The 14770-nt window shown below is 49.4% G+C and carries 9 protein-coding genes; 7 read left to right on the top strand and 2 right to left on the bottom strand.

What is annotated here, in order from left to right; translation table 11 throughout:
* Position 1: 1 nt before the first annotated feature.
* The 3 genes from NDK19_RS12895 to NDK19_RS12885 all read left to right on the top strand — a co-directional run bounded on the left by NDK19_RS12895 (position 2) and on the right by NDK19_RS12885 (position 3148).
* Positions 2-769, top strand: a complete 768-nt coding sequence (locus tag NDK19_RS12895; RefSeq protein ID WP_250632306.1) for a class I SAM-dependent methyltransferase — start codon at positions 2-4, stop codon at positions 767-769.
* A 211-nt stretch (positions 770-980) separates the two neighbouring features.
* The gene (gene meaB, locus NDK19_RS12890; protein WP_250632305.1) at positions 981-1982 is read left to right on the top strand and encodes a methylmalonyl Co-A mutase-associated GTPase MeaB; all 1002 of its coding nucleotides are present in this window, start codon (positions 981-983) and stop codon (positions 1980-1982) included.
* A gap of 80 nt (positions 1983-2062) precedes the next feature.
* Entirely contained in the window at positions 2063-3148 is a 1086-nt protein-coding gene (locus NDK19_RS12885; protein WP_250632304.1) for an efflux RND transporter periplasmic adaptor subunit, read from the top strand.
* 71 nt (positions 3149-3219) lie between these two features.
* On the opposite strand, the gene NDK19_RS12880 is transcribed toward NDK19_RS12885, so the two are convergent.
* The gene (locus NDK19_RS12880; protein WP_250632303.1) at positions 3220-5274 is read right to left on the bottom strand and encodes a prolyl oligopeptidase family serine peptidase; all 2055 of its coding nucleotides are present in this window, start codon (positions 5272-5274) and stop codon (positions 3220-3222) included.
* A 119-nt stretch (positions 5275-5393) separates the two neighbouring features.
* On the opposite strand from NDK19_RS12880, the gene NDK19_RS12875 reads away from it, so the two are divergent.
* From NDK19_RS12875 to NDK19_RS12860, 4 genes are all read left to right on the top strand, one after another.
* On the top strand, positions 5394-8132 hold the full coding sequence (locus tag NDK19_RS12875; RefSeq protein ID WP_250632302.1) for an NADH-quinone oxidoreductase subunit 5 family protein: 2739 nt from the start codon (positions 5394-5396) through the stop codon (positions 8130-8132).
* 70 nt (positions 8133-8202) lie between these two features.
* Complete coding sequence (locus NDK19_RS12870) at positions 8203-10899, top strand: SpoIIE family protein phosphatase (protein WP_250632301.1); 2697 nt, start codon at positions 8203-8205, stop codon at positions 10897-10899.
* Between the two features lie 5 nt (positions 10900-10904).
* Complete coding sequence (locus tag NDK19_RS12865; protein ID WP_250632300.1) at positions 10905-11825, top strand: S66 peptidase family protein; 921 nt, start codon at positions 10905-10907, stop codon at positions 11823-11825.
* Positions 11826-12008: 183 nt separating this feature from the next.
* Positions 12009-12236, top strand: coding sequence for a hypothetical protein (locus NDK19_RS12860; RefSeq protein WP_250632299.1), 228 nt, complete (start codon positions 12009-12011; stop codon positions 12234-12236).
* Here the strand turns inward: NDK19_RS12860 and NDK19_RS12855 are convergent.
* Positions 12233-14710: a ligase-associated DNA damage response DEXH box helicase gene (locus NDK19_RS12855; protein WP_250632298.1), complete on the bottom strand. Its 2478-nt coding sequence runs from the start codon at positions 14708-14710 to the stop codon at positions 12233-12235. The two genes, NDK19_RS12860 and NDK19_RS12855, sit on opposite strands and share 4 nt — an antisense overlap.
* Positions 14711-14770 lie beyond the last annotated feature (60 nt).

The following is a 14770-nucleotide window of genomic DNA, read 5'->3' as shown; positions in this document are numbered from 1 at the left end:
GATGGAAAAAAAATATTATGAGGAGTATTATACGCTTGAGCGCACCAACTGGTGGTTCAAGGTGCGCAACCGCATCCTGATGGAGCGGGTGGCAGCCATAGCCAACGGCAGAACCGATTTGAAGATTCTCAACATTGGTGCAGGAACGGGGCGCACAACCGAGCTTTTACAGGCTTTCGGCGAAGTTACTTCTGTTGAATACGATGCTTACTGCGTGGCTTTCATCCGCGATAAGTTGCCGTTTGAGATACAGGAAGGCTCTATTTTGGAACTGCAATTCCCCGACCGTTCGTTTGACTTGGTATGTGCCTTCGATGTGATAGAGCACGTGGAAGATGACGGGCTGGCAGTGCGCGAAATGAAGCGCGTATGCCGCGAGGGAGGCAGTGTGATTGTCAGCGTGCCGGCTTTTCAGTTTTTGTGGAGCCATCACGATGTCATTAACCACCACCATCGCCGCTATACCATGTCAGGTTTAAAGCAGTTGTTCAGCAGCAATCATGCGAACGGACGGCCAAAAGGAAACATTGTTTACACAACCTATTTTAACACACTGCTTTTTCCGCCCGTTGCTGCTTTTCGCCTGATAGCCGAGTGGTTGCCTAAAAAACTCATTCGCAAAGGTACGGGAGCCGACAACCACGTAGTTCCCGAAGGCAGCCCCGTCAATCGGATGTTGGAAGGTCTCTTTGGCATTGAGCGCCCCTTGCTGCGCGGCGGCTTGCGTTTTCCTTTCGGTGTTTCGGCAATGCTGGTGTATCGGATGTGATGGAGTGAGTGAGCCAATAAAGAGCATCACAGCAATATGTTGCACACGCCGTTGCACGCGCCACGAATTGTTAATGAATTTTACAAGCGAATGTAGATTATTTTTATCTGTTTCCACGCCAATCCGTGTTTTTCGGAAGTGTGCTTTCGTGTGTTTAAGTAGGCAAATACCTCGTTCGCATTAAACTACTCATCTTAATTTTCTAAAAAACATGCCGCGCCCCCGACTGAGTACAGCCGATTACATCAATGGTATCCGCGAAGGCAACCGATTTGTATTGAGCCGCGCCATCACACTGATAGAAAGCCGTCTGCCTGCCGACCGCGAACAAGCCGATGCCATTATCCAAACACTGCTTCCCGAAAGCGGGAAGTCTATCCGCATAGGAATTACCGGTGTGCCGGGGGTTGGCAAAAGCACGTTTATTGAACGATTCGGCATGTTAGTTACAGATTATGGCAAAAAACTGGCAGTGCTGGCCATAGACCCCAGCAGCCCCGTAACGGGTGGCAGCATTATGGGAGATAAAACCCGCATGGAACAACTCAGCCACAACCCGATGGCGTACATTCGCCCTTCGCCTTCAGGTAGTTCGCTGGGTGGGGTAAGTCGCAAAACCCGCGAAACCATGCTGCTTTGTGAGGCAGCAGGTTTTGAGGTGATTTTCGTAGAAACTGTCGGCGTAGGGCAGTCCGAAACGGCCGTACACAGCATGACCGATTTTTTCCTGCTTCTCATGCTGGCAGGTGCAGGCGATGAATTGCAGGGTATCAAAAAAGGCATTATGGAGATGGCTGATGCAGTTGCCATCAATAAAGCCGACGGCGACAATATTAAACGGGCTAAAATTGCACAGGCAGAATACCGCAATGCCTTGCATTTTTTCCCGCCCAAGCCCTATGGCTGGCAACCTAAGGTGCTGACCTGTTCCGCATTAGAAGGCAACGGCTTAGAAGATATTTGGCAAATGATGCAGGACTACCGCCGCCTTACGGAAAGCAACGGCTGGTGGGAGCGCAAGCGGATGCAGCAACAGGAAGCATGGCTCAAAGAATTAATTGCCGAACAATTGCTGGAAAATTTTTATGGGAATATGATGGTAAAAACAGCTTTGCAAGATAAATTAGCTGCCATTCAGGCAGGCAGACAGCATGTGCCCCATGCGGTTGCCGATTTGATGAATTTGTACCGCGAAGCACAAAAACATTCCTAAATTTGTGCATCTTGCTTTTTGTGAACATCAACCTTTTACGCTCTTTTTAGTCCGTTCTTTTTACCGATGTTGATTCCTTTATGAAAATTTCTGTACGTACGATTGTTTTTGTTCTTTTTCTTGCTGCTATCGCCGTAGGCATTGCTTGGCGTTTAGAGTGGTTTGGTTCTGACGAAAAGAAAGAAAATATTGCAGCGGGCAGCCCCGCAGGCAATAAAGAAGCCCCTCCGCAAGTCATTAAAGCATATGTAGTCAAGGGCGAAGTACTGGAAGAAAAAATCAGTTCGGTTGGCTCTATCATTGCCAATGAAGAAGTGGATTTGAAGTGCGAAACATCGGGTAAAATCACGAACGTACAGTTTCAGGAAGGCAGCATGGTCAGCAAAGGGCAATTGCTTTTGCAACTGAACGATGACGAACTGCAAGCCGAGTTGAAACGCGCGATGATTCAAAAAGACTTGCTCGAGAAGAAAAAAGCACGCGATGAAAAATTATTACAGCGACAAGGTATCAGCCAAGAAGAGTTTGAGTCGCTGACCGCACAATTGGATGCACAAAACGCAACCATTGAAGCCATTAAATCGCAAATTGCCAAAACACGTTTGCTTGCGCCTTTCAGCGGACAAATCGGTTTACGCTATGTCAGCGAAGGAACTTATGTTACGCCTACGGTACGCATAGCCAACCTGATAGACCTCAGCAGTGTGAAGGTGGACTTCGCCATCCCCGAGAAATACATGGGGGTTGTTAAAAAAGGCATGAAAATTATTTTTACTGTTGCAGGTGGCACCAAGGAATACACAGGCACGGTGTATGCCATTGAGCCAAAAGTAGAGGCTGCCACCCGCACCATTCAAATCCGCGCCGTTTGCGATAACCGTGACCGCGAAATTCTGCCCGGTGCTTTTGCTTCGGTCAAAATTGTGTTGAACAGGATAGAAAATGCGCTTTTGGTGCCCACACAAGCCATCATTCCTGAAATGGATGCTAAAAAAGTTTTCCTTGTAAAAGACGGCAAAGCCACCCCGACAATGGTTAAAACAGGCATCCGCACCGAATCCAAAATACAGATATTGGAAGGCCTTTCCGTGGGTGATACCGTTATCACAACCGGTTTGCTGCAAATCAAACCGGGAGGGGCTGTGAAGCCTACGGAGGTAGAATAAGTGCATGGGTTGCAACAAAAAATCCTGACAGCCTTCAACCTGTCAGGATTTTTTGTTATGGTTCGGGTGTGCTATTTCATCCCCAACTCATTCATAATAAACCGCCAGAAATGGTCTTGCTGGGCGATGGCTTGTTCGGTGCTTTTGCCACTGCCGTGTCCGCTGTCGTAGTCCATGTAGAGCATGAAGGGGCTGATTTGCCCGACGTTGTTCTGCACGGCTGCCACAAACTTTTTGGCGTGCAGCGGGTCAACGCGGGTGTCGTTTTCGCCTGCCGTAACCATCGTTGTGGGCATATTTACCCCCGTGCGGATGTTGTGGTAAGGCGAATATTTCAGGATGTTGTAAAAATCGTCTGCTTTGTCGGGGTCGCCGTATTCGGGAATCCAATAGCGGGCAATCAGGAACTTGTGGAAACGCACCATGTCCAGCAGTGGAACGGCACAAACCGCCGCTTTGAACAAATCGGGACGCTGCGTGAGCATGGCACCGATGAGCAAACCGCCGTTGCTGCCGCCATAAACCGCTAATTTTTCGCGCTGCGTGTATTTTTCGGCAATCAGGTATTCAGCTGCGGCAATAAAATCATCAAAACAGTTTTGCTTTTTGTTTAACATGCCGTCCAAATGCCACTGTTCGCCGTACTCATCGCCGCCGCGAATACCTGCAATGGCATAAACCCCGCCGCGATTGATAAAGGAAGCATTCAAACCTACAAAACTTGGCGAAATACCGATTTGGAAGCCGCCGTAGCCGTAGAGCAGCGTCGGATTTTGTCCGTTCAGCTCAATGCCTTTCTTGTGGATAACGAACAGGGGAACTTTGGTGCCGTCTTTGGAAGGATAGAAAACGATTTTGCCTTCAATCTGTTCAGTATTCACGGGTACTTTTGCCTGATAGAACAGTTCCCACTTTTGCAGGTCTTTCACATTGCTTTTGAAAATTTTGGTCGTACTGGTGAAGGTGCTGAGTGTCATAAACACCGTGCCGCTTTCGCGGTGCATGTAGAGCGAAGAAACGTTACCAAATTCAGGTGTTTCAATTTTGCGGATGAAATTGCCCTGCATATCGTACAGCATCGCAGAGGTAATCACATCCTTCTTTTCAAGAATAGCTATTTTGTCATCCAGTACTTCAAAGCCGCTGATAACCACGTCTTTGCGCTCAGGAATGAGTGGTTTCCATTGCTCAAATTTCGGGTTGGCTTTGTCTGCCACCATGATTTTGTAGTTAGGTGCTTCGTGGTTGGTGTAAAAGTAAATTTTATCGCCAATTGCGTCGGGTCTTGCCTGATACTTGCGGCTGCTGTAAATCTCTACGGCAGCGTCTTCCGTTCCTGCCTTGCGCATTTTGAGTGAGTGCGTAGCATAAAAATCGCCTTCGGAAATGAAGGTTTGGTCAGAGTAGCGCGTGTCGTAAACGCTGGCAAAATTTTTGGCATCGGCAGGTGCAATCAGGAACTTATCGGTGCTGCGGTCTGCGCCAAGGCGGTGCAGGTAGGTTTTCAGCGGAATTTGCTTTTCCAGCATTTCCTTTGTTCCTACGGTGATGTAGGCGTGCTTACCGTCTTTGGTAAAGCTGAATCCGCGCAGCCCTTCAATCGGTTTGTAGAGTTGCTTGCCCGTTTTGGTGTCAATGATGTAATAGGTGCTGATTTCCGCGCCCTTGCTTTGCAAGCCAATCCCTGCAACGGCGGCATTTTCGGTATAAGCAATGCCCGTAATGGAAGATTTGCCCGATGGGTCAATTTTTTCAGGGTCAAAAAGTAAAATATTTTTACCATTGATGCGTGTGTAAAACTTGCTTTGCTTTTCGCCTTGCTTTTTGATGGTCAGAAATTGGCGGTCGGCAACCAATGCGGGTGCACTTTCAATGTCGCGGTTGATGTAGGCAGCGATTTCCTCTTTCAATCCTGCAATCGGCGGGCAATGCTTGTCCAAATATTCCAGCGTTGCATCGTGTTGGCTGCGCGTCCAACTCACTACTTCGGGCTTGGTTTTATCTTCCAACCATTCGTAAGGGTCGGTCAGCAGCGTACCGTGTACGTTGTGCGTAACGGGTTGCGCCTGCGTGGCAGGCGGTGTAAACTTTTTCTGTGGGGCTTGTGCGTGTAGCATGGTTATCATGGCTGAGGCGCAAAGTAAAGCCACCGGAAACTTTGTTTTCATATGCATTTACAAGATGTGTGTAGTTTCAAAGGTACGGTATTTAGTAATTTTCATTCTAAATCCCCTTACTTTGCCTTATGCAAACGCTATTGTGGGCAATTTTACCGTTGGCAGGGGCACTGATAACTTGGCTGCTGCCTCTCAACAGGGGCAAAACCGTTCCGGCATGGGCTACGCTTGCCGCTTTGGGCGGTTTTGCTTACACCTATGCCGTGCAGGACTTTTCCGATGCCGTCCGTTGGCAATGGGCTTGGCAAATCGCTTTCCACTGGGCAGCCGATGCCAAAGCCGTTACCATGCTTCTGATGGTAAACTTCGTATCGCTTGCCGTGCAGGTCTATTCGTGGGGCTACATGCGGCACGAACCCCGCCAACGCGACTACTTCGCGCTGCTGGGGCTGTTTACCTTTGCCATGAACATGCTCATTATCAGTGCCGATTTGCTGTCGCTGTTCTTTTTCTGGGAAATCGTCGGGTTTTGCAGTTGGGCACTGATTGGCTTTTGGCGCGAAAAAGCCCCCGCAGGCATGGCTGCCAACAAAGCCTTCCTCATCAACCGCTTGGCAGATTTGGGCTTTCTGGCAGCATTGGGCGGCATGTGGGCTGCCTACGGCTTGTTTGACCTGACGATGCTCAACAGCCCTTCCCAAGCCACCGTTTGGCATGCACTGATTGGCGGCGGTTTGCTGCTGGCGGCAATGGGCAAGTCGGCACAATTCCCTTTTTCGGTGTGGCTGCCCGATGCCATGCAAGGCCCGACACCTGTTTCCGCGCTGATGCACGCCGCCACGATGGTAGTTGCGGGTGTATTCCTGCTCATGCGCGTTTTTCCCGTTTTGGGTGCTGATATTCAGATGCTTGCCTTGTGGATTGGCAGCTTTACCGCCTTGCTGGGAGCAGCGGCAGCCGCCACACAGTACGACCTGAAACGCATTTTAGCCTATTCCACCATTTCGCAGTTGGGGCTGATGCTGGCGGCAGTCGGCGCGGGTAACCCCAATGCGGCATTTCTTCACCTGCTCACGCACGGCTTTTACAAGGCGGCGTTGTTCCTTTGCGCGGGTGTCATCATCCACACGGCACACACGCAAGACATCCGCCAAATGGGCGGCATGATGCAGCTCAAACCGCTGTTTATCCTCTTCACTTTGGCAGGTGCAGGGCTGGCAGGCGTACCGCTCACGGCGGGTTTTTTGTCCAAAGAAACGGTTTTACATACAAACCTGACAGGTCTTCAAGACCTTTCAGGTTTGGGGCAATATGCAGGTTTATCCCGCTTGATTTGCTTCCTCATGTTGCTCATCGCTTCGCTGGGAACAGCATTTTACACCGCCCGCATGTGGTTTCTGGTTTTCTATTCCCGCAAGCGAAATTCGGTTGATTATCAAGCCGTTAAAACTTCAACAGGCGAATATGCGGCAATCGTGGCGCTTGCCGTTTTCATTCCGTTTATTGCTTTCTCACTTTCGCCGCTGCATTGGCTTGAAAGTTTGCTGACCTTCCGCATAGCCCTACCGCAAGCATCTGCGCCGCTGTGGTTGCTTATTGTTTCCCTTGCATTGCTGGCAGGCGGCGCGGCTTTTGCGTGGCGGATTTACTGTTGCCGCATCAATGCCCTGCAACAAGAGGCTGATTTGGCAGAATTGCCCGCATGGCGCACGGCATACAATTTTTTATATTTGGATACGATTTACTACCGACTCTGGCAACATACGGAAACAGCCTTTGCCCGATTTTTGGCTTGGAAACACCAAACGGCAAACAATCAACCGCCAAAAGTGTGGACGGAAGGCAGCAAGTACCTGACTTTCAGCGCCATCGGCAAGTGGTTGGAGCATCGCAGCTTGCCCGTATTGGTGGCGGCAAGTCGGCGCGTGGCAGCTTGGGAGCAAACGCTGTTAGACCGCCCGATAGACCTGCTGGCAAAAACGGCGGTTGTGGTCGGGCATGTGCAGGCATGGCTTGACCGCGTGGCAGTGGACGGTATCATTCGCGGCATTTATCAAACAATCGGCAGCATGGGCAAACGCATCCGAACCTTACAAAGCGGCAAAGTGCAGAGCTATTACCTCATGGCACTGCTGTTTTTGCTCTTGCTGCTGGCTGTGTTGCTCACCTCTTGCGAGCCTGTCAATCGCGAGGGGGAGGAGGCAACCGTACCGCAGCGGGCAGAAGTTGCCCCGCCACCCGACCTTGCTTCGGCAGTGAAAGATTTTACGGAAAACCGCGCCCTTTTATTGGCACAAGTCGGCAACTTGGCGCAAGAAACCGACAGTACCCTGCAAACGCTGCCGCCTGCCACCAATGCAGACGATGAGCCTTCAGCGGCAGATGATACGCCCGTGAACAATGCGCCCGCCAACAGTCCTGAAAGTTTCAAAAGCCCGCTGGAACAAAAAGTAGAGGCTTGGGAGCGCGAATGGGAAGAAATTTTAATGCGCTACGAGCAAATGCGGACTTCGTTTCGCACCATGGCAAACTCACGCGACTACTATTTTGAGCAAATGAACAACGAAACGGCGCAAATTTCCGACAGCCGCCTGCGCCGTGCCGAGTTTAAGCGCAACAGTCAGGCATTGGCAAATTTCAACCGAAGCTATCGGCAGTGGTACCGCGAGTTGGGCGAGGTGCAGCAGCGACTCTATCGCGGGCGCGACATCCGCCTGCTGATGCGCACCGCCGTCATCCGCGAACAGTTTGATGCCGAAGCATTAGGCAATGTGCGCAAATACATCGCCGAAACGCGCAACCTCTTGCAGCAAACCGATTCGCTTTTGCGCGCGGGCAACGCCATTGCCGCCGGCGAAATCAACTGAAATCCGCCCCTGTGCAGGAAAACTTTTGATTTTATGCCGCATAACGCTAACTTTACAATCGCACTTTTATATGGCTTCATACATTCTCTATATGCAGCAACATCGCTTTCGGTTAAGCATTCTTTTTGCGTTCCTGTGGCTTTTGGTAACGGGGGTATTGTTCGCACAGCAAGATTTTACCGTTACAGGCAAGGTATTTGACATGCAAGGTAAACCTGTGGTAGGTGCAAAGGTATCCATAGAAAGCAGCGCCTTTACCGATACGGACGATAACGGCTATTTTTCCATCACACTCTCTAAACCGATTGACCAACAGGTAAAAGATGTGCGCGTATTACGCCGCCATATGCGCATAAAAGACGTTCGCTATTTAGCCAATGCCCGCGATTTCAGGATACAGATGCAGGATGCTCCCGGTTTTTTTCAGGGGCAGGTACTTTCTGCCGAGGGAGAGCCCCAAAGTGCTACGGAGGTGCTTATCAAGGCCGGAGGCAAGTCGGAGACCGTAGCTACCGATGCCAAAGGATTTTTCTTTACCCGTCTGCCCAACGATATCCCCCTTACCAAAGAAATCTCATTTACGGTAAACAACAACCGCATTGCACCCGATAAAATTACTATTTTCCAGAATGCCGGTTTTGTTATCCTGCGCACACCCAAACAACAACCTGCCCCAAGCGGCAAAGAAACTGCTGGCGACAGTAAAAAAGGTGTTATCAGCGTAACTATCTACGATGAAAGCTACTTGCCCATCCCCAACCTGAAACTTCAGGTGGATGGCACAACTTATACTACCGATAACGAGGGCAAATTCGTTATCAAATCGTCGCAAGTGGATGTCAGCCGCTTCAATGTGGAAGGCTATGAAATCGCCAAGTTTGATTTTGATGCGGAAGGCAACTACGTATTCATCGTAGTAAAATCGGAAGGGCTGCGCACAACGCCTTTAATTCCTACGCGCGAAAGCCTTGACTCTACGGTTATAGATTACCGCAACGATTTCTACGGCATCATCAACGAGCTGGAACTGCGCAAGCAAATACTTTCCGAAAAAAGCAACCAGATTCGCAGCGAAATGGAGCGCGTTGCAGAAAAATTAAACAACCAGCCCGATATTAGCCCCACGCAGCGCGAAAACCTCAAAAAGTACCTGAAAAATCTGGAATTGGCATTGATAGAAAACGACGTAGCTTATGAAAATGCCCAACAAAAATCACAGGAACTGATAGAACGACTGAAATCTACCATTCTTGAGAAAGACGACAAGATTACTACCGTTGAAAGCCAGAAGCAAATCACTATTCAGATTTTGTATATAGTTGCATTTATTGCGTTTATTCTGCTGTTGGCAATCATTTTCGGCTATCAGGCTTTGCGCAAGATTAACCAGCAGAAGCAGGAAATAGAGCGGCAGCGCGATGAGATTACACAGGCTTACAACAATATTAAAACCCTAAGCGCAATTGGTCAGAAAATCACCTCTACGCTTGATTTTAAAACACTGATTTCAACCATCAACAGCAACGTGATTTCTTTATTGGATGCCTCAGTATTTGGCGTGGGCATCTTCAATGAAGCAGAACAAAAAATAGAATTCATGGACTTTATGGCCAATGGCAAGCAGCAGTCATACCATTTTGAACCCATGAGCAACGTCAATAACTTTTCCGTTTGGTGTCTGAAAAACAGAAAAGAGGTGGTTATCAATAATTTAGCGGTAGATTATGCCAAATATATCAATCCGCCCAACTATCAGGTAACGGATGATATGCCAAAGTCCTTGCTGTATTTGCCGCTCATCCGTGAAAATAAGGCCATAGGTGTTATTACGGTGCAGAGCATGAAGGCCAATGCTTACACGGATATAGACCTGAAAGTATTGAGTACATTGGCATCTTACATATCCATTGCCTTAGATAACTCCAATGCCTACGAAATTATTCGCCGCAAGAATAAGGACATTACCGACAGCATTCGCTATGCACAAACCATTCAGGAAGCAATGCTGCCCGGGCAGGCACAAATGAAGGAAGTCTTTGGCGAGCACTTTGTTATTTATCGTCCGAAAGATATCGTATCAGGCGACTTTTATTGGTTAGACAGGCTGAAAAGCGATGGTGAAGAGGGTGTTTCAGCCGTATCAGCCATGTCTGACTCCGGTAACAAAGTATTTTTTGCAACCATAGACTGTACCGGACACGGGGTTCCCGGCGGATTTATGACCCTGATTGCCAATCAGTTATTAAATGAGATTGTCAGTGCACGCAAAATTCACGACCCTGCCATGATTATAGAAATGATGGACCGCAAAATCCGCAGCATTCTGAAACAGCAGGAAAAAGTTAATGATGACGGTATGGACATTTGCTTGACTATGATGGAACGGCAGGAAGACGGTAGAATGCGCGTTGTGTATGCCGGCGCGCGTCGTCCGCTATATTTCTTCGTGGCCAAAGAAAATAAACTCTATACCCTCAAAGGCGACCGCGCTTCTTTGGGAGGGCCTCAACGCAAAGATTCTAACTACAATCGCTATGAGTTGATGCTCAACAAAGGCGACATGATTTACATGCTTACCGATGGTTTTGCCGACCAAAACAATCCCGACAAGCAAAAGTTCGGCACTAAGAACCTGTGCGACATGCTGGAACTGCACGCCACCAAATCAGCAGACCAGCAAAAAAGTCTCATAGAAGCCAGCTTAGATGCGCACATGAACGGTACAGAGCAGCGCGATGATATCACAGTAATAGGCATTCGCATCTGATAACGATGTTTCCTCCACTTTTAAAGCCCGGTGATACCATCGGGCTTATTAGTCCTGCCGGTTCGCTATATGAAGAAGCCCCTTATCGGCAGGCCGTACACCTGTGGCAATCGCTTGGCTTTCAGGTGAAACATGGCAGGCACTGGCAGGCCAAATGGGGGTATTTGGCCGGTACGGATGAGCAACGTTTAGCCGATTTACACACCATGTTTGCCGACCCTGAAGTAAAAGCCGTTATTGCTTTTCGCGGAGGATGGGGTTCTGCTCGCCTGTTGCCACATATCAACTTTGACCTGATAGCCGCTAACCCCAAAATTTTTATGGGATACAGCGATATCACCACCTTGCTGCTTGCTATTTATGCGCAAACAGGGTTGATTACTTGGCACGGAGCCGTAGCCCGCGATTTAGGCGATGACTTTACTTTAAGCCGTTTGCAGGCATTGTTATACCAGTCATCTGCCCCAGCCACTACCATTTTACACAGCCGCGATATGCTGCAAGCCGATAATGAACTGATGGTACTAAAAGAAGGTGTTGCTTCCGGTAAACTTTTAGGGGGCAATCTCACAGTGCTGTGTTCCCTTATCGGCAGCAAATACTTGCCTTCTTGGGAGGGTGCTATTTTATTTTTGGAAGATGTCGGTGAAGCAACTTACCGCATTGACCGTCTTTTTTGCCAATTGAAACTGGCAGGAATTTTGGACAAGATTGCCGGAATTGTCTTGGGAGCTTTTACGCATTGTCCGGAGGGTAAAGGCGATTACAGCCGTTCGTTAGAGGATGTATTCCGCGACTATATTATGCCGTTGGGTATTCCTGCATTTGCCGGCGCACAATTTGGACATATTCCGCAAAAGGTGCTGCTACCGGTAGGTGCCGATGTGCTTATCAATGCTGCTCAGGGAAATATTTCCCTTATTTGATGCAAGAAAGTCAATTAACTTACATATCTGCCATTTCCAACTTTCCTCATTCAATCCATTAAAAATTGCATTTATTCAACATTTAAACAATCCGGAATCATTAAATAAAAAAATAAGAAACTTTTTTACAGGCTATTTTTTTTCATATATTTGTAATAGCTAAACTAAACATTACATACCATTATGAAACTTAACAGTACGATAAATTCAGTCCGCAAGTATATGGTAGTGATTAGCGGAGAGGCTACATCAGCGTGTGGCAAGCGTTTGAGAGGCAGCGGTGTAGGCATGGGTAGCAATAGAGAGGCTGCATTGGCAGAAGCTAAACAAAATTTGGCACAACGCCTTCCTCAGTGGTCAGAATATGTAAACAGCTATTCTATCGTAGAAGAGAAAGAACTGTTTGGCTAAAAACCCGAAGCGATATCTTCCAAACGCAGCGTCATTCTGCCGATACGTTCTTCCAAACTCTCAGATGATACTTGCTCGCGAAGCCTGTCCACCAAAATAGGGAAAGCAAAAGGCGTAGGATTTTTTGGTCGTTTCAATACGATTTTTTGATGCCTGATTCGTTGCAACGCCTCTTTCAGCCGCTTGAAGTCCAACTGTATATTCACTACTTCGTTGTATGCCTGTTGCACCAGTAGGTTGTCGGGTTCGTATTCTTCCAGCACGTCGAACAGTAGCTTAGATGATGCCTGTAAGTGCTTGAAGGTGATGTTTTTACCCGGGTAGCCCTGAAAAATCAGTCCGCCGATGACCCCGATGTCGCGGAATTTGCGCCGTGCCATTTCGGTTTGGTTCATGCCCGCGCGGATATCTTCTTGCAGGTTTTCGGCAGAGAACAAATCTTCCGCCAAGGCATCTTCCACGTCAAAAGGTTGGTCGGAAAGCAGTTCAAAGCCGTAGTCGTTCATCGCAATGGAAAAAGTAATCGGTTGGCGCACCGTCAGGCGGTAGGCAATTACCGCCGCCAGCACTTCATGCACCCAACGCCCTTCAAACGGATAAACAAACAGGTGGTAGCCTTCCTGTGTTTGCAGGTATTCAATGAGCAATTCATCAGGACGCGGGACAAGCGACCAACGCTGTTGCAATTCCAGCACGGGGCCGATGGTTTGCATTTCTATTTCGCGGCTTTGTTCCCAGCCCTGCATTTTTTCGCGCAGAAGTGCTGACAGTGAGGAAGAAAGCGGCACGCGCCCGCCACCCCAGCGCGGCATTTGTCCCGTTTTTTTGTTGCTTTTGCGCACCTGCGCCACCATGTCTTTCAGGCGCACAAAGGCAAGGCTTCTGCCCGCAAACCAAAACGTATCGCCCTCTTTGAGCCGCGAAATGAACGACTCTTCCACCGTGCCGATGAAGCCGCCGCCGACATACTGCACCCTGACAACCGGGTCGCTGACGATGGTGCCGATGCTGAGGCGGTGCAACATGGCAATCCGACGGCTGCGGACTTTGTAAACGCCCTGTTCATCGGGTTCTACTTTTTTGAACTCATCGTATTGCGCCAATCCCGCGCCGCCCGTGGTGATGAACGATAGCGCCCATGCCCATGCTTCTTTGCTCAATTGGCGGAAAGCGTGCGTAGCGGTAACTTCATCCCATAAATCATCGGGGCGGAAGCCGTCGGAAACCGCCAGCGTAACCATGTATTGCACCAGCACGTCGTAGCAATTTTGCAGCGGCGGGCGCGGCTCTACTACCTCATGGCAGACGGCATGGCGCAGGGCGCAGCCTTCTATCAGTTCCAGCGAATGAGTCGGCAGGAAGTAGATGCGGCTCACATCGCCCGGGCGGTGTCCGCTTCTGCCTGCCCGTTGGATGAACCTGCCCGCGCCTTTGGGGCTACCCACCTGAATAACGGTATCCACGGGGCGAAAATCTACGCCCAAATCCAAACTTGACGTACAGACAACCGCTTTCAGCTTCTCGGCGTGCAGGGCTTCCTCTACCCACGTGCGGATTTCATTGTCCAACGACCCGTGGTGCATGGCAATCAGTCCCGCCAGTTCGGGGGCGGCTTCCAGCAGTTTTTGATACCAAATTTCGGTTTGGCTGCGCGTGTTGGTAAATATCAACGTGGTTTTGCTTTGCTCAATAATCGGCAGCACCTTGTGCAACAGGTTGATGCCCAGATGCCCCGCCCAAGGGAATTTTTCCACTGTATCGGGCAGGATGGAAATTACTTCAATGGCTTTTTTGATATTTGCCCGAATGATACAAGGCTCAAAATCAGGCTGTTGCTTTCTCAACGGAAACGTGAGCGTTTCGGCAGCCTCTTGCAGGTTGCCGATGGTTGCCGAAATGCCCCATACGCGGGCTTTGGGTTGCAACCGTAACAGGTGGGCAACGGCTAATTCCGTTTGCACGCCGCGCTTTGTGCCCATCAGTTCGTGCCATTCGTCAATGATAACGGCTTTCAGGTCGCCGAAAAACGCCGCGTGGTCTTTGGTTGCAAAAAACAGGTGCAGACTTTCGGGCGTAGTAACCATGCATTCGGGCGCGTTTTTGCGCTGCTTTTGGCGTTCGGCTGATGTGGTGTCGCCTGTGCGCAGCGCCACCCGCCAAGGGATTTGCATTTCGTCGCAAGCGCGCTGCATTGCCTGTTGCAAGTCTTTGGAAAGCGCCCGCAGCGGCGTAATCCACAACACTTGCAAACGCCCGGGCGGTTTGACATCAGCCCCCGTGCTGCCGCCTTGATGCAAATATTCGGCAAGGCAGGGCAACCACAGCGCATAGGTTTTGCCGCTGCCCGTCGGAGCATTGAGCAAACCCGAGCGCCCTGCCAAAAATGCATCCATACAAGCCTGCTGAAAAGGCTGTATCTGCCAACCTTTGGCAGCAAACCAACGGGCAATATGCGGATGCAGGGGCGGGTTCATGTGTTGAAGTTAATAGATGAGCAAAATGAATTCTTCTTCTTGTTTAAAGCGCTGTTAGCA

This window comes from Rhodoflexus caldus (assembly GCF_021206925.1).
GTDB lineage: Bacteria > Bacteroidota > Bacteroidia > Cytophagales > Thermoflexibacteraceae > Rhodoflexus > Rhodoflexus caldus.
Note: the sequence above shows the minus strand (reverse complement) of the source record. Positions and strands in the feature narration are given on the sequence as shown.